Source organism: Streptomyces sp. NPDC060184 (assembly GCF_042728795.1).
Lineage (GTDB): Bacteria > Actinomycetota > Actinomycetes > Streptomycetales > Streptomycetaceae > Streptomyces.
In genome coordinates this window covers 61186-82352 of sequence record NZ_JBHWYX010000039.1, presented here as the reverse complement: position 1 = coordinate 82352, position 21167 = coordinate 61186, and the positions used below count along the sequence as shown (strand labels likewise).

16 protein-coding genes are annotated in these 21167 nt (G+C 73.6%); 5 read left to right on the top strand and 11 right to left on the bottom strand.

What is annotated here, in order from left to right; all coding sequences use genetic code 11:
- Positions 1-108: 108 nt before the first annotated feature.
- The 6 genes from ACFWEE_RS24475 to ACFWEE_RS24450 all read right to left on the bottom strand — a co-directional run bounded on the left by ACFWEE_RS24475 (position 109) and on the right by ACFWEE_RS24450 (position 8059).
- Positions 109-2619, bottom strand: coding sequence for a family 43 glycosylhydrolase (locus tag ACFWEE_RS24475; RefSeq protein WP_386892137.1), 2511 nt, complete (start codon positions 2617-2619; stop codon positions 109-111).
- A complete protein-coding gene (locus ACFWEE_RS24470) occupies positions 2616-4109 on the bottom strand; it encodes a sulfatase-like hydrolase/transferase (RefSeq protein WP_386892135.1) in 1494 nt (497 codons plus the stop codon). The genes ACFWEE_RS24475 and ACFWEE_RS24470 overlap by 4 nt, the downstream gene beginning before the upstream one ends.
- Positions 4106-5101 (bottom strand): aliphatic sulfonate ABC transporter substrate-binding protein, encoded by a 996-nt coding sequence (locus ACFWEE_RS24465; RefSeq protein WP_386892133.1) that lies wholly within the window; start codon positions 5099-5101, stop codon positions 4106-4108. Before ACFWEE_RS24465 ends, ACFWEE_RS24470 begins: the two co-directional genes overlap by 4 nt.
- 62 nt (positions 5102-5163) lie before the next feature.
- Positions 5164-5934, bottom strand: a complete 771-nt coding sequence (locus tag ACFWEE_RS24460) for an ABC transporter ATP-binding protein (protein ID WP_386892131.1) — start codon at positions 5932-5934, stop codon at positions 5164-5166.
- Positions 5931-6806: an ABC transporter permease gene (locus ACFWEE_RS24455; protein ID WP_386892129.1), complete on the bottom strand. Its 876-nt coding sequence runs from the start codon at positions 6804-6806 to the stop codon at positions 5931-5933. The genes ACFWEE_RS24460 and ACFWEE_RS24455 overlap by 4 nt, the downstream gene beginning before the upstream one ends.
- The gene (locus ACFWEE_RS24450; RefSeq protein ID WP_386892127.1) at positions 6803-8059 is read right to left on the bottom strand and encodes an ROK family protein; all 1257 of its coding nucleotides are present in this window, start codon (positions 8057-8059) and stop codon (positions 6803-6805) included. Before ACFWEE_RS24450 ends, ACFWEE_RS24455 begins: the two co-directional genes overlap by 4 nt.
- Positions 8060-8209: 150 nt before the next feature.
- On the opposite strand from ACFWEE_RS24450, the gene ACFWEE_RS24445 reads away from it, so the two are divergent.
- Positions 8210-8689: an OsmC family protein gene (locus ACFWEE_RS24445; protein ID WP_386892125.1), complete on the top strand. Its 480-nt coding sequence runs from the start codon at positions 8210-8212 to the stop codon at positions 8687-8689.
- A gap of 112 nt (positions 8690-8801) precedes the next feature.
- On the opposite strand, the gene ACFWEE_RS24440 is transcribed toward ACFWEE_RS24445, so the two are convergent.
- The 5 genes from ACFWEE_RS24440 to ACFWEE_RS24420 all read right to left on the bottom strand — a co-directional run bounded on the left by ACFWEE_RS24440 (position 8802) and on the right by ACFWEE_RS24420 (position 16394).
- On the bottom strand, positions 8802-11600 hold the full coding sequence (locus ACFWEE_RS24440; protein ID WP_386892144.1) for a hypothetical protein: 2799 nt from the start codon (positions 11598-11600) through the stop codon (positions 8802-8804).
- Between the two features lie 146 nt (positions 11601-11746).
- On the bottom strand, positions 11747-12868 hold the full coding sequence (locus ACFWEE_RS24435) for an AAA family ATPase (protein ID WP_386892123.1): 1122 nt from the start codon (positions 12866-12868) through the stop codon (positions 11747-11749).
- Positions 12869-12928: 60 nt separating this feature from the next.
- Positions 12929-14482 carry a VWA domain-containing protein gene (locus ACFWEE_RS24430; RefSeq protein WP_386892121.1) on the bottom strand — a complete coding sequence of 518 codons (1554 nt, stop codon included), beginning with the start codon at positions 14480-14482 and terminating at the stop codon, positions 12929-12931.
- Positions 14479-15876, bottom strand: a complete 1398-nt coding sequence (locus tag ACFWEE_RS24425) for a hypothetical protein (RefSeq protein WP_386892142.1) — start codon at positions 15874-15876, stop codon at positions 14479-14481. Before ACFWEE_RS24425 ends, ACFWEE_RS24430 begins: the two co-directional genes overlap by 4 nt.
- Positions 15876-16394 carry a hypothetical protein gene (locus ACFWEE_RS24420; RefSeq protein ID WP_386892120.1) on the bottom strand — a complete coding sequence of 173 codons (519 nt, stop codon included), beginning with the start codon at positions 16392-16394 and terminating at the stop codon, positions 15876-15878. Before ACFWEE_RS24420 ends, ACFWEE_RS24425 begins: the two co-directional genes overlap by 1 nt.
- A 330-nt stretch (positions 16395-16724) precedes the next feature.
- Between ACFWEE_RS24420 and ACFWEE_RS24415 the strand changes: the two genes are divergently transcribed.
- The 4 genes from ACFWEE_RS24415 (at position 16725) to ACFWEE_RS24400 (ending at position 21146) form a co-directional block, all read left to right on the top strand.
- Positions 16725-17078, top strand: a complete 354-nt coding sequence (locus ACFWEE_RS24415; RefSeq protein ID WP_386892119.1) for an acyl carrier protein — start codon at positions 16725-16727, stop codon at positions 17076-17078.
- Between the two features lie 14 nt (positions 17079-17092).
- A complete protein-coding gene (locus ACFWEE_RS24410; RefSeq protein ID WP_386892117.1) occupies positions 17093-18301 on the top strand; it encodes a beta-ketoacyl-[acyl-carrier-protein] synthase family protein in 1209 nt (402 codons plus the stop codon).
- 253 nt (positions 18302-18554) lie between these two features.
- Complete coding sequence (locus ACFWEE_RS24405) at positions 18555-19856, top strand: cytochrome P450 (RefSeq protein WP_386892115.1); 1302 nt, start codon at positions 18555-18557, stop codon at positions 19854-19856.
- Positions 19857-19931: 75 nt separating this feature from the next.
- Complete coding sequence (locus tag ACFWEE_RS24400) at positions 19932-21146, top strand: beta-ketoacyl-[acyl-carrier-protein] synthase family protein (protein ID WP_386892114.1); 1215 nt, start codon at positions 19932-19934, stop codon at positions 21144-21146.
- The last annotated feature ends 21 nt before the right edge of the window (positions 21147-21167 follow it).

Genomic DNA, 21167 nt, shown 5'->3' with positions numbered 1-21167 from the left:
GCGCGTGCCCGGTCCCGGGCGGGTGGCGGGTGGCGGCCCGGCCCGCCGGTTCGTCCCGGCGGGCCGGACCTCTCTCGCTGTCCGTTCCTGCTTCCTCGTACGGCCGTCCTACTTCTCAGCCCCCGACGAACCGTGCGCGGCCTTCCCGTGCGGCTTCCCGTGCGACGGCTTCCCGCGCGCGGGCTTCGACGGGCCCGGCTTCGCCGGTGCGAGGGTCGTCGCGGCGGGCCCGTACGTCCGTACGTAGTCGAAGTCGGCGACCGCGCCGACGTGGTTGTCGGAGATCAGGCCGATCCGCAGATCGCCCTTGACCGGCAGCGTCCACACCCCGCTGAGCGTCCAGTGCACGCCGTCGCGGCTGGAGGAGGCGCGGACCTCGTGCTCCTGGTTCGCCGTGTCGAGGTGGTGGGTGAGCCGCAGCCAGAGGGTGTCGGCGGTCGGGCCGCCGAACATCGGGGCGTTGGCGACGGCGGTCGGCGGGGTGGTGGTGGGCCGCTCACCCTCCTTGCCGAACTCGGTGACGTGGAGCATGGCTCCGTTGCCGTTGTTGAGCGGCAGCACCGAGTGGGTGAGCTTGAACCAGCGGTCGTCGTTCTCGTAGAGCACCAGCCCCGCCTGCTGGGCGTTGGTGGTGGGGGTGAAGTGGAGCTTGGTCTCCACCGTGTAGTCGCCCGCGGGCGCGGGGCGCAGCAGGACCGGGGCGGTGTTGTCGCCGAGGTACAGCTCGGTGTCGGAGGTGGGCCAGGAGAGCGCGCCGTTGACCATGGTGGTGCCGGTGGCGGGGCCGCGTACCCAGCTCCAGGCGGAGCCGGCCGTGGTGCCGGGGAGGGTCGCGGTGTCGAACTCGTCGCTGTAGGCGGGGAGCAGGGCTCCGGGCCGGGCGACGGGGGCCCGCTGCGTGACGGGGGTGTACAGGGCGGTGGCGCCGACGTTGTCGGCCTCGGCCCCGGCGCCCTTGGCGGCGGCGGAGACCGCTCCGGCGTGGACGGCGGCGGCGGGCAGGGTGCGGGACTGCTCGCCCACCGGGTCGCGGAGCCGGTCGCCGGTGACCTCCACGGTGAGGCGGGTGCCCCGGATCTCGGCGGAGACGGTGTGCCAGGTGTCCCAGGAGAACCCGGTGGGCAGGGCGGAGATCTGTTCGCCCTGGTCGACGCCCTTGATCCGTACCTCGGTGACCAGGGCGTTCTTCGCCCGGTCCAGCCAGACGGCGACCCGGTTGTCGGCGTCGGTGTGAGCGAGGGTCAGGCCTGCGGCTCCTCCCGCGGCGGTGACCCGGAGGTCGGCCTCGGCGCGTACGGCGGCGGGGGCGGTGCCGGTGGAGACCAGGTAGCCGGGGGCGGTGGAGCCGGCGGCGGGGGTGTGGGTGACGTAGCCGTGGCCGTCGGTGGCGTCGGCGGTGGTCCAGCCGGCCGGGGCCGCGCCCTGGGTGCGCCAGCCGGTCAGCCCGGTCTCGAAGGTGCCGCCCGCGGTCCAGGTGGTGACGGGTGCGGCGGTCGCGGTGTCCGAGGGGCCGGCACCGGCGCGGACGACGGGCCAGCCGTCGATCCAGTCGAGGCGGTCGATCAGCATCGGGCGCCGGGAGAGCTTGAGGGTGCCGCCGGAGGCCGGGGCGAGGTCGGGCGACTCGGCGGGGATGCCGTGGTAGACGAGCCAGTCCTGGCCGGACAGGTCGGTCTGGATGGCGTTGTGGCCGGGGCCGATCCACCGGTCGCCGTTGGCGCCGACGACCACGCCGCCCTTGCTGCCGAGGGCCATCAGGTCGGTGCCCTCGTCGTCGGTGAAGGGGCCGGTGGGGCTGGTCGAGCGGCCCGCCTTCACCTGGTAGCCGCTGTACGCGCCGTCGCAGCAGCCCGCGTCCGAGTAGAAGAGGTAGTAGAAACCGTCGCGGTGGACGACGAACCCGCCCTCGACCCGTCGGCCGCGCGCGACCTGGGTGACGGCGCCCTCGATGCGGGTGCGGTCGCCGTTCATCTTCGCGACGCAGATGGTGTCGTAACTCCCCCAGTAGAGATAGGGGGTTCCGTCGGTGTCGGTGAACTGTGCCTGGTCGATGCTGCCGGTCGGGCAGCCGCTGGGCGTGGGCAGCACCGCGCCCTTGTCGGTCCACGGGCCGGTGGGCGTCGGGCCGGTGACCAGGCCGACGGTGCCGCGTCCGGGGACGGAGTAGTAGAGGTAGTACTGCCCGAAGGCGTAGTGGACGTCCGGTGCCCAGAGCCGGGAGCCCTGGAGCCAGGCGGGCCGGGTCTGAGGTGTGAAGACCTCACCGGCGTAGCTCCAGGTCACCAGGTCCGGGGAGCGCAGGATCGGCAGGATGCGCTCGCCGTCCTCGCCCTTGCTCTGGAAGACCGGGTTCTGGGTGCCGTAGGCGTACCAGTAGCCGTCCTTGCCCCGGATCATCGCGGGGTCGGGGAAGGTGTCGACGGTCCCGGCGGTGACGGGGTTGGTGTACGTGGCGGGGGCGGCGGCCTCCGCGGGGGCGCCGTGGGCCGGGTGGTGCCCCTGGGCCTGTGCCCCGTACGAGGGGGCCGCGGCCGTGCCGAGCAGGCAGATCAGCGCGGCGGCCGGGGCCGCCCAGCGGGGCAGCCGCCGTGCGCGGGCGGGGTTGCGCGTGCGTCTCATCGGGTCTCCGTGGTCGTCGGGGCCGGGGCCGTGCCGTCCGGTTCGAAGGAGCTGAGGGTCACGTCGGCGTCCGAGCCTCCGATGTCGTACATCGACGTCATCCAGTGGTAGAAGTTGTCGCCGCGGTCGCGCAGCAGCGTGTAGAGCCGCTGCATCAACCGGTCGCGCACACCGGCTAGTTCGGGGTTCCGGTACCGGTTGTCGAGCTCGTCGGGGTCGTCGAGAAGGTCGTACAGCTCGTTCACGGACTCCGGGTTGACGACCAGCTTGTAGCGGTCGTCGCGGATCATCCGCTGCGGGTACGGGAAGTGGTGGCCGTGGAACTCGGCCACCAGCTCCGGCGCCCAGTCGGGGTGTTCGCCGCGCACCAGCGGGAGGAGGGAACGGCTGTCCACGGCCGGGGACGGGTCGACACCCGCCAGGTCGAGCAGGGTCGCGGTGCAGTCGGTGAGGCTGACGAGTTCGTCGCGGACCTGCGGCGCCTCGCCGGGGACCCGCACGATGCCGGGGATGCGGTAGATGTCCTCGTACATCGCCGGGCCCTTGTCGTGCAGCCGGTGGGCGCCGGTGAACTCGCCGTGGTCGGCGGTGAAGAACACCGAGGTGGCGTCCTGGAGGCCGAGTTCGTCCAGGCGGGTCAGGATGCGCCCGATCTGCTCGTCGATGAGGGTGACGTAACCCCAGTAGACGGCGACGAGTTTGCGGCTGACCTCCAGCGGCATGGTGTCGAAGGCCCAGTGCGCGCTGTAATTGGCCTGCACCGGCGGCTTGTTCGCGAAGGTCTCGTGGATCGACGCGGGCAGCTCGACGAGTTCGGGGTCGTAGAGGTCGAAGTAGGAGTCGGGCAGCAGGTAGGGCAGGTGCGGGCCGAAGAAGTGGGTGGCGAGGAAGAAGGGCCGCCCGTCGGCCGCGTACTTCTCCAACTGCTCGATGGCGCGCGTCGCGAGGTAGTGCTCGAACGTGGCCTCCACCGGCTGGTGCAGCCGCGCGGCCAGCAGGTTCCCGGGGTTGCCGGCCGGTGCCGTGCCCCGGATGTGGTCGCTGATGCGGTACGGGGGCAGGCCCCGCTCCTCCAGGTAGGCGAGGTAGTCGGGGTGGTCGACGGGGTTGTGCCAGCCGGGCAGGTCGGGGCCGTCGAAGCCGTAGGAGGCGGCGTTGCGGTGGGTGCCGCCGTGCCATTTGCCGATCAGCCCGAGCTGGTAGTCGCGCTCCTTCAGGGCGGCCGGGAAGGTGAAGACGTCTTCCCGGAGGTCCTCCAGGTATCCCACGTTCCGCTCGTAGTTGGCGAGCAGCCGGTGGCGGAAGGGGGCCTGGCCGGTGAGCAGGCTGGCGCGGGCGGGGGTGCAGATGGCGGTGGGGGTGTAGAACCGGTCGAAGCGGGTGCCGGTGGCGGCGAGCCGGTCCAGGTTCGGGGTCCTGACGTGCGGGTTGCCGTAGGCGCCGAGGGTGTCCACCCGGTGCTGGTCGGTCATGAGGAACAGCAGGTTCACTTGGCGTACGCCTTCGTGTAGAGGTCGCCGTCGTAGTACGTGTCGGACTTCGGCACGGTCGTGAGCTGGCCGGTGCCGACGAAGAACTCGCCGAGGCCGTCCAGCCAGGAGGCGACGGTGCCGTCACCGGTCTTCGCCACCAGGTCGGCGGTGGTCATCGTCTTCACGTTGGCGGCGTCGGCGGCGACCTTGGCGCGGTCGACCTTCAGCAGCTTCGCGGCGGCGTCGATCGCCTCCTCGGGGTGGGCGGCCCGGTAGTCGTTGGCCTGCTGGAGGACCTTGACGACCTTGGTGGTGAGGCCCTTGTCGGTCTTGGTGCCCGAGACGAACGCGGTGGGGAACGCCTTGTCGGAGAAGTCCTTGGTGGAGCCGACCTCGTTGAGGCCGGGCTTCTTCGCCTTGATGGAGTCGATGAGCGGGTACCAGAGGCCGGCGCCGTCGATCTGTCCGGAGACGAAGGCGGAGACCACGGTGGCCGGGTCCATCGGGACCTTCTGGATGTCGGAGGGCTTCATCCCGGCCTTCTGGAGCGCCAGGTTGAGGACCATCTCGCCGGAGGTGCCGGCGGGGACGCCGACCTTCTTGCCCTTGAGGTCCTGGATGGTCTTGATGCCGGGCTGGGCGATGACCCGGTCCGCGTAGGCGAGGGTGTTCACGGCGACGACCCGGGCCTTGCCGGTGGCGGGCAGCCACATCGCGCCGGGGCCTATGTAGCCGAAGTCGAGGGAGCCGCCGCCGAGCGCCTGGATCTGGAGCGGGCCGTTGGTGAAGACGCTGTACTGGGGCGAGAGCCCTTCCTTCTTCCACAGGCCCTGCTGGTCGGCGATGGCGAGCAGGCTGGCGCCGTTGTAGTCGCTGATGTAGCCGAACCGCACCTTGGCGCTGCCCCCGCCGCCGGCCGAGTCGCCGGAGTCCCCGGAGCAGCCGGTGACGGAGAGTGCCAGGACGGACACGGTGGCCGCGGCCGTGAGGGCGCGCTGGGAGAGACGCATGGCGGAGTGATCCTTCGGTGGGTGTGGGTGGTACGGAGGGGAAAGGGGCCGCGGGGGGCGGGTCAGACGGCGGCGGGCTGGTGGTAGACGGCCTGCCAGACGGCGTTGCGGATGTCGGCGAACTCCGGTGAGAGCCGTACCGCTTCGGTGCGCGGGTAGGGCAGGTCGACGTCGATGACCCGGTGGACGCGGCCCGGCCGGGCGGCCATCACGATCACGCGTCCGGCGAGGTAGACGGCCTCGTCGACGTCGTGCGTGATGAAGAGGACGGTCCGCCGGTCGCGGCTCCAGGTGTCCAGCAGCTGGTCCTGCAACTGCACCCGGGTCAGCGCGTCGAGCGCGCCGAACGGTTCGTCCATCAGGAGCACCTGGGGGTCGACGGCGTAGGCGCGGGCGATGGCGCAGCGCTGCTTCATGCCGCCGGAGAGCGTCTTGGGCAGGGCGTCGGCGAAGTCGCCGAGGCCGACGAGTTCGATGGCCCGCTGGGCGCGGGCCCTGCGTTCGGCCGCCGGTACGGAGGCCAGCTTGAGTCCGAACTCGACGTTGCCGCGCACGGTCAGCCAGGGGAACAGGGCGTACTGCTGGAAGATCACGCCGCGTTCGGGGCCGGGTCCGGTGACCGGCTTCCCGTCGACCAGGACGGTGCCGGAGGTGGGCTCGGCGAGTCCGGCGGCCAGGTTCAGCAGGGTGCTCTTGCCGCAGCCGGAGGGGCCGACGACGGTGACGAACTCCTCGTCGCCGATGTCCAGCGAGACGTCGTCGAGCGCGGTGAAGACCGTGTTCTTGACGGGGTAGGTCCGGGAGACCCCCCGGAAGGAGATCTTGGCGTTCATCGGGTTTCCTGCCAGTGGGTGAGGCGTCGTTCGGCGACGAGGAGCAGGCGGTCCATCAGCAGGCCGAGCACGCCGATCGAGATCAGCCCGACGAAGATGGTGGGGAGGTCGTAGTAGAGCTGGGCCTGCTGCATGCGGAAGCCCAGGCCCTCGGGGGCGGCGATGAGTTCGGCGGCAACCAGGGTTCCCCAGGCGGAGCCGAGGCCGATGCGCATGCCGACCAGGATGAACGGCGCGGACGCCGGCACGACGACCTTGAGGAAGATCGTCCCGTCCTTCGCGCCGAGCACCCGTGCCGCGTCGATCAGGGTGCGGTCGACCCCGACGACGCCCTGGAAGGCGGCGACCACACTGGAGAGGAAGGCGGCGAGGAAGATGACGAAGATCTTGGGGGTCTCGCCGATGCCCATCAGCACGATGGTGAGCGGGATCAGGGCCAGCGGCGGGACGGTGCGGAAGAACTGGACGTACGGCTCCAGCAGCCCCCGGGCCACCGGGTACCAGCCCATGAGGAACCCGACCGGTACGGCGGCCAGGGTGCCCAGCGCGAAGCCGGTCAGCACCCGGCGCACACTGGCGAGGGCGTCGTCGGCGAGCGTGCCGTCGGCGATCAGCTCGCCCGCCCGGGAGGCGACCTCGCCGGGACCCGGCACGGTGTCGAAGCCGAGCGGGTCGAGCAGCGCCCAGACGCCGAGGCCCACGGCGAGCGCGATGAGGTTGAGCCCGAGCGAGGAGAGGAGCGATCGCCCGCCGCGCCTTCCGGTGCGGGCCGCACGGCCGGGCGGGGCGGGTGCGGGGGCGCCGGGTTCTTCGGACGCGGGGCCCTCGGGGGTGCGGGAGTCCTTGACGAGGGGCTGGGAGGGGGATGTCATGCGTCGTCCTCGGGGAGTGCCGGGCCCTGGTAGCGGGCGAGCAGCGGCGATTCGTGCAGGGCCAGGGCGACGCCGCCGTGCGCACCGCCCGCTTCGCCGAGCGCGGCGGGGCGCAGCGTCACGCGGTCCCGGGCGAGCGGCAGGACATGGGCGTCGAGCGCGTCGGCGACCGGGCGGAGCAGGGCGTCACCGGCCCCGGCGAGTTCGCCGCCGAGCACGATGGTGCTGGGGCCGAGGGCGCCCACGACCGAGGCGAGTACGGTCCCGACGGCGGTCCCGGCCCTGCGCAGCACGTCCTCGGCGACCGTGTCCCCGTCCTCCGATGCGGCCAGGAATCCGTCGAAGTCCCCGGCCTTGCCGCCCTGTTCGCGGTACGCGGCGAGTACGGCCCCGACGGACGCGACGGTCTCCAGGCAGCCGGTGCCGCCGCATTCGCAGGGGCCGCCGGACGGGTCGGCGGTGATGTGGCCGAGTTCGCCCGCCAGCCCGTCGACGCCCCGGTGCAGGGCGCCGTTGACGACCAGGCCGCCGCCGACGCCGTGCGAGAGCCGCAGATAGAGCACGTCGCGGCTGCCGGCGGCGGCACCCCAGGTGGCTTCGGCGAGGGCGGCCAGGCGGGTGTTGTTGTCGATGAGGACGGGGGCGCCGAAGCGGGCGGCCAGCAGCTCCACGAGGTCGGCGAGCGGGCCGCCGTGGCCTCCGCCCGGCCGGGTGATCCGGCGGTCTTCCGCCGCCCGCGCGCCCTCCTCGGTCTCCGTACGGCGCACCGGCCCGACGACACCCACCCCGACCGCCCCGGTGGCGCCGAGGGAGGAGAGCCGCAGCGCGCCGTCGGCCAGCGAGGCGACCAGCTTCTCGGCGAGGTCGACGCGGCCCTCCCAGGGGAGGTCCGGCGGGTGCGGGAGGCTGGCCGAACCGATCATCTCGTGCGCGACGTTGGCGGCGGCCACATGGACCGAGCGGCGCGCGAAGTCGATGCCGAGCGCCTGCCCGGCGGCCGGGTCGAGAGTCAGGTGCTCGACGGGACGGCCGCGCTTGCGCGGCCCGGGATCGGCCGCGCCGGGGACCACGGCGCCGCCCGCGACCAGGGTCGCCACGATGTCGTACAGCGTGGTGCGCGAGAGCCCCGAGAGCCGCCCGAGCTCGGCGCGGCTCAACTGGCCGTGCCGGCGCAGCAGTCCGAGCACGCGCTCTTCGTGACCCCGCCTCAGCTGTGCGAGGGGGCCTCTGTGGGAGTGCATGGGCTCCAGCATGGGGAGGCCCGAATTTTTTCGTCAACCTCCCGGAAAAATATTCATGTTGCCGCAATGAGGTGCGCCGCCCTGCGCTCCTCCCCCGCCACGGCACCGTGCGACCCGCCACGCCCGACAAGGCTTCGCGGGGACAACCCTTAGGCTCTGGCCATGACGACTGCGCACACCTACGAGGTCCAGGTCGAGTGGACGGGCAACCTCGGTTCGGGCACGGACGGTTACGCGTCCTTCAGCCGCGACCACGAGGTCCTGGCGGACGGCAAGGACGGGATCGCGGCCTCCTCCGATCCGGCGTTCCGCGGCGACCCCGCCCGCTGGAACCCCGAGGAGCTGCTGGTCTCCTCCGTCGCCCAGTGCCACATGCTCTGGTACCTGCACCTCTGCGCGGTCGGCGGGGTCGTCGTCACCGACTACGAGGACAACGCCCACGGAGTGATGACCATGGACAAGACCGGTGGGAGCGGCCGGATCACCCGGGTGGTGCTGCGCCCGGAGGTGACGGTCACCGACGCGTCGATGGTGGAGAAGGCCCGCGCGCTGCACGGCGACGTCCCCGCGCTCTGCTTCATCGCCCGCTCGGTGAACTTCCCCGTCACCCACGAGCCCGTCGTCCACGTACAGGAGGACTGACTTCCACAGGAGCATCCGGACTCCCGGGCCGGACCCGACGGCGCCCGGAGGAGGGATCGCGCCCCGGACCGGACCGCACCGCTCGGAGAGGGCGCGGTCCGGTCCGGTCGTGTCACACCCCGGCCAGCAGCGCCTCCAGGGCCCCGGCCGGCTCCGGGTGCCGGGCGAGGAGCGCGGCGCCCGCCGGAGCGGGGTCCGCCGCCGTCCACGCACCGTCGCAGCCCAGCAGTGCGGCCACCGCGTCGCAGGTCGCCGGGTGCGCGGCGAGCAGGGCGACGCCCGTACGCGCTCCGGTACCGGCTCCGGGGTCCCGGGGCGCCGCCGCGTCCGGGGCGGGCTCGTGCCAGGGCGGTACGAAGGTGTCCAGCGCGTCGAGGCGGCCGGGGAAGATCCGTCCGGCCTCCCGGATCAGCAGCGGCGCGAGGTCGGCGCCCTCGGCGCGCAGGGTGGTGATGAGCGTCGGCAGCCAGGGCAGCAGCACCCGGTCGGGCAGGCGCGCGAAGGCGTTCGACACGGCTTCCACGACGAAGTCGGCGAGGTGCGGAACCGGCTCCAGGGCGTGCAGGAATCCGCTGAGATAGCGCGGATAGGCGGGCACGACCAGGGGGTTGGCCAGGAGTCCGTCGCACCGCGCACGCAGCTCCTGCCGGGAGAGCTGCCCGAGGTGCGTCCGGGCCGCCCAGAGCAGCGCCACCCGGGAGGGCTCCTCGGGATGCGCCTGGGCGAGGGCCAGCTCCAGCTGGGTCCGGTCGCAGCCCAGGGAGAGCGCCAGACCCTCCATGGAGAAGAGGAAGCCGAGCGTGGCGGCGACCTGGCGGCCGGTGGCGTCCTCGTCGTGGAAGGCGGTCGGCAGCAGGGTGCAGTAGTGCGCGTACCCGGCCTTGACGAAGGACTCGATCCACGGTGGCAGCACCGCCTCGCTGGTGCGGTAGTACGCCAGCAGGCGGCGCACCCTGAGCAGCACCTCGGGGGCGCCGTCCACACCGCGTTCGGTGGTCAGCACCTCCAGGGCGCGGGCACCGAGCTCTGCGGCGAGGCGTCCGCCGCGCAGGTGGAGCGTGGCGTCCTCCACCGCCCGGAGCACGGTCGCGGTCGTCGCCCGCGGGGCGTACGCGTCCCGCCGCAACCGCTGTTCCAGGACCTGTTCGATGCTGACGCCCTCGTGGCCCAGCTCGATCAGGGCCCGCTGATGGGTGCCGAGGGCGAGGTCCCAGGACTCCTGGAGGGAGCGCTCGCCCAGCCGCCGCTCCCCCATGATCGGCCGGGCGGTGCCCTCGGGCATCAGCCGGCGCAGCATCCACAGCACGTCGGAACAGCGCTCCAGCTCCGGGCGGGAGCTGATGTCGAGCAGCGCCCGGCGCACCCCGCGCTGCTGGAGGTCGAGCCCCAGCGGGGCGAGCCGGTCGTGCACGTCGCGGGCGAGCGGCGGCAGCGAGTCGTAGCCGACCCGGCCGGTCCGGTCGCCGCCCATCATGATCTCCACGAGGCGGCGCACGTCCCGGCGGCCGGGCACGACGTCCTTCTCGATGCAGGTGACGGCCGCGTCCTGGAAGTCGTACGGGGTGGGGCGGGCGCGGTCGCGCATCCCGGCCAGCAGGATCGAGGTCTCGAAGACGGCGATGGCGTCGGCGGTGGAGGCGAGGTAGCCGTTGCGGCGCGCGGCGCGCACGAGCTCCACGGACCAGCCGAGGAGTTCGGCCTCGTCCAGGCCGTCGAGCACGGGCGGCAGCCGCAGGAATCCGGAGAGCCGGTCCGGGACGGTGTCCGGCGTCTCGACGGGTGCCGGTGCCTTCGCCGCCGTCCGCGCGGACTTCTTGGAACCGTCCTGGCCGACGAGCCGGTAGGGCTTCACCCGGGTGCGCCTGAGGTTCTTCGCCCACTGGGTCGCGGCGATCGACACCGAACCGGGGGCGAGACCGAACTGCGCCTCGATGGCGGCGTGGCTGGACGGGATGAGGCCGTAACTCCAGACGCTGTCGCTCGGCTCGGAGATCTCGAAGCCGTCCGCGCCCGCCACCCCGAACTCCGCGACCCGGCTGACCGCGTGGAACGCGCCGCAGACGTAGAGGCAGTCGGCCGGGTCGGTGCCGGTGGCGGCCAGGTGTTGCCGCATCCGGGTCCACATGTACCGCTCGCGGTCCTCGTCCACCCGGATGCGTCCGGCGTCCTCGGGCGCCAGCCGCCGGAACAGGCTGCCGATCAGCAGCATGACCTGCCGGTAGGTGTCGTGGTCGCTGTCGCCGAGCGGGAGTTCGACGTAACTGTGCCACCACTCCGACCAGTGCCGCACCCGGCCGTGGCGGAGCAGGTGCTCCTCCAGTTCGGCGAAGCGCGGGCGCAGCTCGCCGATCTCCACGCCGACCGCGTCACCGTGCAGCGCGGCTTCCTCCCCGGCGGCGGGGGCCGGGGCGGACTCCGCGGCAGGGACCGGGGCGGGTCCCTCGCCGTCGGTGGGCTCGTCGCGCGTCCGCCACTGGAAGACGTGGTCCGAGGACCGGTCGACGAGGACCAGTTCGACGCCCGGGGTGTCCAGGGCGTAGGCGATGGCCTGGTACTCGGCGGACGCCTCGGTGATCGGCGCGACCACCGAGAGCGGGGCCCAGGCGGCGGGGAAGCCCTCGGCGTCGCTCGCGAACGCCTGCACCGCCACCGGGAGACGGCAGTTGCGCAGTTCGGTGAGGAGCGGCGCCATGTCCTCGCAGAGCTCCAGGTAGACGACCTTGGGTCGCTTCTCCCGCAGCCGCCGGGCCATCGCCGTCGCCGAGGCGGGCGAGTGGTGGCAGACCGGGAAGATCTCCAGCGGCTCGCGCACCGCGCGGTCCACGTCGTCGACGAGTCCGAGGAGGATGCCCTCCAGCGCGTCCGGCCCGTCCGCGAAGGACGCCGCCGCCTCCCGCAACTGCTCGCGCAGCGCCTCGAATCCGGTGTCCTGCCGCTGCCCCGCGACGGTCTGCCCAGCGGCCGTGTGTCCCGCGTCCTTCTCCGGCACGGTGTCCGTCTCCGGCACGGTGTCCCCCTCCCTCGCTCCGGTCACCTCGGTCATCCCGCCCGCGCCCGTCACGCCAGGGTGGCGATCGCGTCCCGGCCGCCCTCCAGGAACTCGGGCCAGGCGCCGCCCTCCTCCTTGCCGCGCGGCTCCACGACTCCGTGCAGGTACTTGTTGAGGATGGCCAGGTCCTCCGGCTCCCGCCGCACCAGCGAACCGACGAGCGAGGAGGCGAGGGTACGGGCGGTGAGCTCCCGCTCCCCGAAGAAGTTGCTGTGCAGGATCGCGTCCTCCAGCACCCCGATCTGCTCGGCGCTGGAGAGGGCGGACTCCAGCTTCTCGTCGTCGCTGCCCGCCGCGGCGGCGGAGGCGCGCAGGTCGGCGAAGCTCTGGAGGAGCACGTCGAGCAGGGTGGGCGGCACGTCCAGTTCGATGCGGTGGCGGCGGAGCAGCTCCTCGGTGCGGAAGCGGACGATCTCCGCCTCGCTCTTCTTGTTCGTCACCACGGGGATGCGGACGAAGTTGAAGCGGCGCTTGAGCGCGGACGAGAGGTCGTTGACGCCCCGGTCGCGGCTGTTGGCGGTGGCGATGACCGAGAATCCGGGCTTGGCGAAGACGATGTTGTCGCCGTCGCCGCTCTCCAGTTCGGGGACGGAGACGTACTTCTCCGAGAGGATGGAGATCAGCGCGTCCTGGACGTCGCTGGTGGAGCGGGTGAGCTCCTCGAAGCGGCCGATGGTGCCGGTCTCCATCGCGGTCATGATCGGTGAGGGGATCATCGACTCCCGGGACTGGCCCTTGGCTATCACCATGGAGACGTTCCAGGAGTACTTGATGTGGTCCTCGGTGGTGCCGGCCGTGCCCTGCACCACCAGGGTGGAGTTGCGGCTGATGGCGGCGGAGAGCAGCTCGGCCAGCCAGGACTTGCCGGTGCCGGGGTCGCCGATCAGGAGCAGGCCCCGGTCGGAGGCGAGAGTGACGATGGAGCGTTCGACGAAACTGCGGTCGCCGAACCACTTCTGGCCGATCTCCCGGTCGAGGCCGTCGGCGCGCTCGGAGCCCAGGACGAACAGGCGGACCATCTTCGGCGACAGGCGCCAGGAGAACGGCTTGGGGCCGTCGTCCACCGATTCCAGCCAGTCCAGCTCCTCGGCGTACTTGATCTCGGCGGGGGCGCGCAGCAGGTCGGACATGTCGGGCCTTTCTCGGGTCTGGGGTACGCGGGCGGAAGCGACGGGGTCGTGAGCCGGGGCTCAGGTGAGGAAGTTCTTCAGCTCGTGGACGAGCTTGCGGATGTGGCCGGAGAGGACCGGCGTGCCGAGGTCCTTGAAGCGTTCGCGGAACCAGGGGTTGACGCTGCCGCGCCCCGAGCTGGTCACCGAGCCCACCGGGATGAACTTGACGCCCGAGCGGTGGAGGGCGGCCATGCTCTCGAAGAGCGGTTCGCAACTCCACTCGTAGAAGTCGGATATCCACACCACGACGGTGTTGCGGGGCTCCGCGATCTTCGGCTGGGCCAGTGCCATGGCGACCGTGCCGTCCGTGCCGCCGCCGAGCTGGGTGCGGAGCAGCGTCTCGAAGGGGTCGTGCACCCACGGGGTGAGGTCGAGGGCCTTGGTGTCGTACGCGACGAGGTGGACGTCGACCTTGGGGAGCCCGGCGAAGATCGAGGCCAGGATGGTGCAGTTGACCATCGAGTCGACCATCGAACCCGACTGGTCGACCACCACGATCAGCCGCTGGGGCGTCGTCTTGCGGGCCGTGTGGCGGTAGTGGAGGCGGTCGACGTAGAGCCGCTCCTCCTCCGGACTCCAGTTGGTGAGGTTCTTCCAGATCGTGCGGTCGATGTCGAGGTTGCGGTAGACCCGCTTCGGCGGGACCGAGCGGTCCAGCGACCCGACGGTGGCCTTCTCCACCTGGGTACGCAGCACCTCGGCGACCTCGTCCACGAACCGCCGGATCAGCGCCTTGGCGTTGGCCAGGGCGACGCCGTCCAGGTTGTTCTTGTCGCGCAGCAGCTGCTCGATCAGCGACATGCTCGGGGTGAGCCGTGCGGCGAGCTTCGGGTCGGCGAGCACCTCGCGCAGCCGCATCCGCCGGACGAGGTCGGCTTCGAGGGCGCCGAGTTCGGGGCCGATCGCCGGGATCAGCCGGCTGAGATCGGGAGTCGTGCCGCCGCCCGGTCCGGTGGGGCCCGCACCGGGGCCCCCGGCGTGGCGCCCGGCGGGACGTCCGCCGCGCAGTGCGCCGGGCTCGCAGCCGAGCGCCCGTTCCAGCCAGCCCGCGTCGGACTGCCAGCGCGACAACTGCCCGGCGGTGACCGGGCCTCTGCCCGTCGCGAAGACGTTGAGCAGCACCTTCGACACCAGCGCGGCGCGCCGCACCTCGGCCGCCCGGTCCCGCCCGGAGGCCTCCCCGGGGCTGTCGTCCCCGGGGCTGTCGTCCCCGGGGCTGTCGTCCCCGGGGCTGTCGTCTTCGGGTACGGCGTCCGTTCCGGGGTCGGGCTCCCCCGTCAGCAGTCCGTCGAACTCGGCGGCCAGTCCCGGGTGGCGCTGCACGACCGAGTCGACCGCCGCCCTCGGGTCCAGCAGCGCGGGCGGCAGGCCGATGTCCTCGACCACGGCGAGGCTCGCCGACTCCAGCGCCGGCTGCTCCTCGGGGTCGAAGAGCTGGGCGAGGAGGCGCCAGTAGAGGACCTGGCGGCGGTTGTCCTGGGAGTCCGCGCCGGGGGTGCCGTCGGCCTCCGTCCCGGGGGCTCCCGCGGCCTCGCGCCGTCCGATGTCGTCCGTGTCCGTCCGTCCGGTCATTTCCTCAGCAGCCTTCCGGCGCGTTCGCGCAGTACGGCCGCCGCGTCGGTGGCGGCCTTCTCGGCCCGGGTGCCGGCCTTGTCGGTGGTGCCTCCGGCCCAGGCACCGGCGTGCACCGCCACCGCCTTCTTCCGTACGAGGGTCTCCACGGCGAGCGGCTGGAGGCGGTACGTCCCCGCGTCCCAGCGGAGCAGCCCGATGCAGGCCGCCGACGCGAGGACGGCCTCGGGGGTGAGCGGTCCGGCGGCCGGGATCCGGTCCACGTCCACCTGGAGGGCTCCTCCGGCGAGGGTGAACGCCACCGAGCCGTCCTCCTCGGCCCCCGCCGCGTATCCGTCGAGGAAGACGGGGACGGCGACGGCCGTGGGGTGGCGGTCCAGCGGGGCGGTCGCCCGGCCGGTCGCGGTGGGCAGGGCGACCCGGGCGGTGGCGAAGGAGTCGGCGGGCTCGCCGGTGCGGGCGTGCGCCTCGCTCCAGATCAGGTCGCCCGCCGGGGTGACCGGCATGCCGGTCAGCTCCATCGCGCGCCCCTCGCCGGCCGCCGCGAGGAGGGAGAGGTGGGGGCGGAGCAGCTGCCAGAGTCCGGCGCCGACGACCGAGTCGGGCTTGGGCGCCGACACCGACGCGCGGACCAGGTACGGCGTGGCGCCGTCCGCGGGCTCGAACACCGCGTGCACCTGTGCCTGTACGGCGGTGGCGTGCTCCTGCAGGTCCACCCCGAGCGGCAGCAGCCGGCCGGTGGCCGGGGCGGTCTCCGGGGCGCCGGCCGCGCCGGGCAGGGTGAGCAGCATCGCCCGCGTCCAGAGGTCGGCCCAGCGCCGGCCCGGGACGCTTTCCAGCGAGGCGCCGGGGCAGGAGGCGGCGAGTTCGGCGGCGAAGCCGTCCAGGAGGGCGGCCAGGCGGCGGTGTTCCGGGGCGTCGAGCAGCGCGGAGACGATCCGCGCGGCCCCGGAGACCACCTCCTGGTCGATGCCCCGCCAGCCGCAGCGCGCCAGGTCGCAGAGCCAGGAACGGGCGGCGACCAGCAGGTTCGCCGGGGCCCCCGCCCCGGTGGCGGGGGCGGGGGCGGTCACCGGGGTGGTGGTGCGGCCGGTGGCCTCCGCCGCGCGGGCGCACAGCGCGTCGTGCGCGGAGCCGAGCAGCGCGGCGCGCGCGGCGGCCAGCGCGGTGAAGTGCTCCTCGCCCGCCGCCCCGGAGGCCGCCTTTCCGGCTGCCTCGGCGACCCGGGCGGCGAGCGGGCTCCCCGCGAGGGTGTCGGCGAACTCCGCCAGCGCGGCGGCCTGCGCCGGGCGCGGCCGGAGCAGACCGGTCACCAGGACCCGGTCGAAGGAGTCGACGGCGGCCAGTGCCTCGTCCAGTCCGTCGATCTCCTCGACGAGCAGCCCGGCCCGCATCACGCCGCCTCCCGGGCCGGGGAGCGGGTCGGCGGGAACCACTGCATCTCGGGCAACGGCAGCGTGCTCGGAGCGAGTTCGAGGTACGCGAGATGGTGCAGGAACCGGCTGAAGACGGGTGCGGCGGCCTTGCTGTCCGCCGGTCCGGGGCGGGCCGCCGTCATGGTGGCCGTGATGCTCCGCGCGTCCGGCTCGCCGTCGGCGGGCTCGGCCTTCAGGTACCGGGCCACGCGCTCGGGGCCGTACTGGAGGACGGACTCGTTGACCAGGGCACGTATGTGATTGCAGAAGCCGCCGCGCGCCCCGCCGCAGGGGCGATTGTTGTTGGTACTGCAGGCGTAGGCGAAGGTCCGCGTCTCGACGGACGAGACGTAGACGCGCGCGATGTCCGACCCGCTGGACACCACGCCCTGCAGTCGCCCGTCGGCCAGTTCGACGAACGGGACCTTGGCGAGCCTGCGCGGCCGGGCGGGCGGGATCACCCGCGCGAGGCTCGACCTCTCCACATCTGACGACACGTCATGTCCTTTGCTGTGAAAGGGCCTTGGGGGCCCGAAGGGGTTTGCGCACAGGGAAGGAGGTCCACTCCGCGACGGCGGAAGCGGAACACCACTGAACATACGTGCGCCCACTGACAACGCCCCTCGGCACCGGCCCGGGCACCCGGTCGGACACGGCGTACGGGGCTTCGCGCCACCCCACCCCCGCTCGCGCCACCCCCCGCCACACGGCCGTACGCGGGGACTCTCGCGTGCCAACCCTGGCGAATCGGTGTTTCGGGGTGACCAGGAGCCCCTGGCCTCGTTGGCGACTGTGTTTGCGCAAGAAACAACACGGAGGACGGCGTGATGTACGAGATGCTGAGCAGACTGCTGGTCGAGGAGTTCGGACTCGACGAGGAACAGGTGCGGCCCGACGCCACGGCCCGTCAACTGGAGCTGGACTCCCTCTCCCTGGCCGAGCTGGCGGTGATCGTCACCGAGAGCACCGGGGTGCGCCTGGAGGACGTGGAGGTGAGCCCCGACAGCACCCTGGGGGAGATGGCCGAGGTGTTCGACCGGGCCCGGCCCCCGGCCACGGACTCCACCGGCGCCACGCCTCCCGCCTCCCCCTGCGCCGACCGGGCCGCCACGACGGCCGCGGCCCCGGCTTCCGTACCCTCGCTCGACCAGGCTCTGCTCGTCACGCCCGCGCAGTCGTGAGAGCCGGTGTCGTCGTGACGGGCCTCGGCCTCGTCACGCCCGGCGGGACCGGCGTCGAGGCAGGCTGGCACGCCGCCCTCGCCGGGGTGTCCACGGCCGCCCGCGACCCGCTGCTGGCCGGACTGCGGGTGGACATCTCCTGCCGGGTGCCGGACTTCGACCCCGACGCACTGCTCGGCCGCCGCCTGGCCCGCCGGATGGACCGGAACACGCAGCTCAGCGTGGTCGCCGCCCGCGAGGCCGTGGCCATGGCGGGGCTCACGGAACGGAACTGGGACCCGGTCCGCGTCGGCGTGGTGATCGGTACGGGCGGCTCCAGCGTCGACGGCCTCATGGACATCTGCGACAAGCTCGCCGCCGGACGCCCCGAGACCGTCCCTCCGATGGCGCTCCCCCGCAGCCTGCCCAGCGCGGGCGCGGCCGAGGTCGCCCTCGACCTCGGCGCGGCCGGGCCGAACTTCGCGACCTCGGCGGGCTGTTCCTCCGGGCTGACCGCCATCGGGATCGCCCGCGACCTGCTCCGCTCCGGGGCCCTGGACATCGTGGTGGCCGGTGGTTCCGAGTGCCTTCGCCACCCCCTCACCGTGACCGCCTTCGCCCAACTGGGCATCCTCTCCACCCGGACCTGCGACCCGCGCGAGGCGGCCCGCCCCTTCGGAGCCGGCCGGGACGGCTTCGTGGTCTCCGAGGGCGCGGGAATCCTCGTGCTGGAGCGCGCCGCGCACGCCCGCGCCCGACGCGCGCCGGTCCTGGCCTGGACGTCCGGTTACGGGTCCGCGGGCGACGCCCACCACATCGCCGCCGTCCACCCCGAGGGCCGGGGCGCCGAGCGGGCGGTACGCGCCGCGCTCGCCGACGCCCGCTGGCGGCCGGAGGACGTGGAGCACGTCAACGCCCACGGCGCGGCGACCCCCTCCAACGACGCGGCGGAGGCGTCCTGGCTGGCCCGGGTGCTGCCGCACCGCCCTCCGGTCACCGCCACCAAGGCCGCCCTCGGGCACGCCGGCGCGGGCTCGGGCGGCATCGAGGCCGTGCTGAGCGTGCTCACCCTGGCCCGCCGGACCATCCCGCCGACCGCCACCGTCACCGAACCGGACCCCGCCTTCGCCGACGGGATCGACCTCGTCACCAAGGCCCCCCGTCCCGGCGCGCCCCGCACCGCGCTGTGCGTCTCGACCGCCCTCGGCGGCCAGAACAGCGCCCTGGCTCTGACGGCCCCCTGACCCCGAACCACCCGACGCCCGCACCACCCCGACGCCCGCACCGCCCCGACGCGCGCACCGCCCGACGCCCGCACCGCATTCCGCACCTGCTCGCCGCACCGCCGCTCCGGCCCCCTTCGCCGCACCCCGGACCGCCCGCCCACCCGCGTACCCCCTGCCACCGCACGAACGGCGATCCGCCGTACCCCGTGAACGCACCGAACGGCGCGGCGCACCCGCCGCTCCCCGTGAACCACTGGAAGCACCGAACCCCATGAGCGCCGTCCTCCCCACCGCCCCCACGCCCTCCCCCACCACCGCGTCCTCCACCGAACCCGAAGCCGCCGGCCCGCAGGGTCAGGTGATGCGCCTGCTCCGCAGGCTGCGCACCGAGGCCGACCCGTACCCGGTGTTCGACCGGCTGCGGGAGCTCGGCCCGGTGATCCCCGTACCCGCGCTGAACGCGGCCGTCGTCACGGGCTTCCAGGAGTGCCGCCACGTGCTGCGCGATCCGGCGTTCATCCTCCCGGACACCGCCTGGCGCGACGCGCACGCCGACGGCTGGCGCCACCACCGCAGCGTGGTCAGCTACGCGGCCTCCCTGCCCAACGCCAACCCGCCCCGGCACACCGCGCTCCGGGCCCACCTCGCCCAGGGTTTCCACCGCACCGCGCTCGCCGAACTGCGGCCCGTGGTGACCGCCCTGGTCCACAGCGGCCTCAACGACCTGGGAGCGGCACTCAGGGCCCACGGCACCGCCGACCTGACCGAGCACATCAGCAGGCCGCTGCCCTCCCGGGTCATGTGCAAGGTCCTCTCGCTGCCCGACGAGGACGCCCCGGTGCTGGCGGGCCTGACCGCCCGCTGGACCGCCGCCGCCGAACTCTTCCCCTCGGAGGCCGACCTGGACGACGCGGACGCGGCGGACTCCGCGCTGGTCGCGTACTTCCTGCGGGTCGTCCAGGAACGCGAGCGGTGCCCGGGCAGGGACTTCCTCTCCACCTGGGTGGCCGCCGCCCGGGCCGACGGGGTGGGGATCGACGACATCGTGGTGCACACCGCCCAGTTGTTCGTCACCGGCTTCATGACCGTCCAGTCCTCGCTGACCAGCGCGGCGTACGCCGTCCTGAGCAGTCCCGGGCTGACGGCCGCGCTGCGCAGGCGGCCCGAGGACATGGGGGCGGCCGTGGAGGAGGTGCTGCGCACCCGCCCGGCCGCGGCGGTCGTCGGCCGCGTCGCGACCCGCGGCTGTGTGCTGGCGGGGGTACCCGTCGCCGCCCAGCAGCGGCTGATCGTGGTGATTCCGGCCGCCAACCGCGACACCCGGGCAGCCGCCACCGCGCATCTGACCTTCGGGGTCGGCGTCCACTACTGCCTGGGCGCGGCCCTCGCCCGCCTTCAGCTGGGCGAGTTCCTTCCCGCTCTGCTCAGCCGGTTCCCGTCCCTGCGCCTCGCCGACGCCCCGGTGCCCGGCGATCCCGCCCCGGGCGCGCCGCTGGACCCCGCACCGATGGCCGGAATCGCCCTCCCCCACCACGTCCGTCTGCTCACCACCACCGCGAGAGCGACCCGATGACCCCCACCCGCACGTCCCCGCCCGGCCCCGTTCCCGCGGTACGCCACCGCGCCGCCACCACCGAGGGGACGCACCATGCCCGCTGAGGCCGCCGTCACCGGCATCGGCATGATCACTCCGGCCGGCGGGACCGCCGCCGCGACCTGGGACGGCGTGTGCGCGGGCAGGAGCCTCGCCCGGCGCGATCCCGTGCTGGCGGGTCTTCCCGTCGACCTCTCCTGCCCCGTCGACCTCGACCCGGACGCCGCTCTCGGGCGCCGCCTGACCCGTCGGCTGGACCGTTTCTGCCAGCTCGCCCTGGTGGCCGCCCGCCAGGCCGTGGCGGACGCCAAGCTCTCGGCGGCCACCTGGGACGCCGACCGGATCGGCGTCGTCCTCGGCGTCAGCTGCAACAGCATGGAGACCTACGTACGCGAGTTCACGCTGCTCGGCGAGGACCGGCCCCACCTGGTCTCGCCCCTGGCGCTGCCCCGCAGCGTGTCCAGCATGGCCGCCGCCGAGGTCGCGCTCGACCTCGGCGTCCGCGGCCCCAACTTCACCGTCACCAGCGCCTGCGCCTCCGGGGCCACCGCGCTCGGTGTCGCCCGCGGCCTGATCGCCTCCGGCGCCTGCGACATCGTGCTGGCCGGGGGCAGCGAATCCGGACGCTCCCGGATGGCCGCCACCTGCTTCACCCAGATGCGGGCGCTCTCCCGGGGCGGACCGGACGTGGCGTCCCGCCCGTTCGACACGGACCGCGACGGTTTCGTCCTCTCCGAGGGGGCAGCCGTCCTCGTCCTGGAACGCCCCGACCGCGCGCTGGCCCGGGGCGCGCACACCCGGGCGCTGCTGCGCGGCTTCGGCTCGACCAGCGACGCCCACCACCCGGTCGCTCCGCACCCGGAGGGCCGGGGCGCCGAAAGCGCCCTGCGCGCCGCCCTCGCCGACGCCGGGTGCGCCCCCTCGGACATCGGCCACGTCAACGCGCACGGCACGTCCACCCGGGCCGGGGACACCGCCGAGGCGAGGGCCCTGCTCCGGGTCTTCGACGGCACGCCCCCGCCGGTCACCGCTCCCAAGGGCGTGCTCGGTCACTCGCTGGGCGCGGCCGGCGCCATCGAGGCGGCCCTGACGGTCCTCACCCTGGAGAAGCAGCTGGTCCCGCCGACCGCCAACCTCTCCCGCCAGGACGAGGGCCTGGAACTGGACGTGGTCACCGGCGCCCCGCGCCCGGCCGAGGTGGAAGCCGCGGTCTCCAACTCCTTCGGCTTCGGCGGCCAGAACGCGGCACTGCTCTTCACCACGCCGTGAGCGGCGGGCCCGTGAGCCCGC

Excerpts from the sequence above, each read along its gene's own strand:
- ACFWEE_RS24445 (WP_386892125.1), top strand. The coding sequence starts at position 8,210 with ATGACGACTGCGCACACCTACGAGGTCCAGGTCGAGTGGACGGGCAAC.
- ACFWEE_RS24400 (WP_386892114.1), top strand. The coding sequence starts at position 19,932 with ATGCCCGCTGAGGCCGCCGTCACCGGCATCGGCATGATCACTCCGGCC.
- ACFWEE_RS24450 (WP_386892127.1), bottom strand. The coding sequence starts at position 8,059 with ATGCTGGAGCCCATGCACTCCCACAGAGGCCCCCTCGCACAGCTGAGG.
- ACFWEE_RS24435 (WP_386892123.1), bottom strand. The coding sequence starts at position 12,868 with ATGTCCGACCTGCTGCGCGCCCCCGCCGAGATCAAGTACGCCGAGGAG.
- ACFWEE_RS24430 (WP_386892121.1), bottom strand. The coding sequence starts at position 14,482 with ATGACCGGACGGACGGACACGGACGACATCGGACGGCGCGAGGCCGCG.
- ACFWEE_RS24415 (WP_386892119.1), top strand. The coding sequence starts at position 16,725 with ATGTACGAGATGCTGAGCAGACTGCTGGTCGAGGAGTTCGGACTCGAC.
- ACFWEE_RS24425 (WP_386892142.1), bottom strand. The coding sequence starts at position 15,876 with ATGCGGGCCGGGCTGCTCGTCGAGGAGATCGACGGACTGGACGAGGCA.
- ACFWEE_RS24460 (WP_386892131.1), bottom strand. The coding sequence starts at position 5,934 with ATGAACGCCAAGATCTCCTTCCGGGGGGTCTCCCGGACCTACCCCGTC.
- ACFWEE_RS24405 (WP_386892115.1), top strand. The coding sequence starts at position 18,555 with ATGAGCGCCGTCCTCCCCACCGCCCCCACGCCCTCCCCCACCACCGCG.
- ACFWEE_RS24455 (WP_386892129.1), bottom strand. The coding sequence starts at position 6,806 with ATGACATCCCCCTCCCAGCCCCTCGTCAAGGACTCCCGCACCCCCGAG.
- ACFWEE_RS24465 (WP_386892133.1), bottom strand. The coding sequence starts at position 5,101 with ATGCGTCTCTCCCAGCGCGCCCTCACGGCCGCGGCCACCGTGTCCGTC.
- ACFWEE_RS24475 (WP_386892137.1), bottom strand. The coding sequence starts at position 2,619 with ATGAGACGCACGCGCAACCCCGCCCGCGCACGGCGGCTGCCCCGCTGG.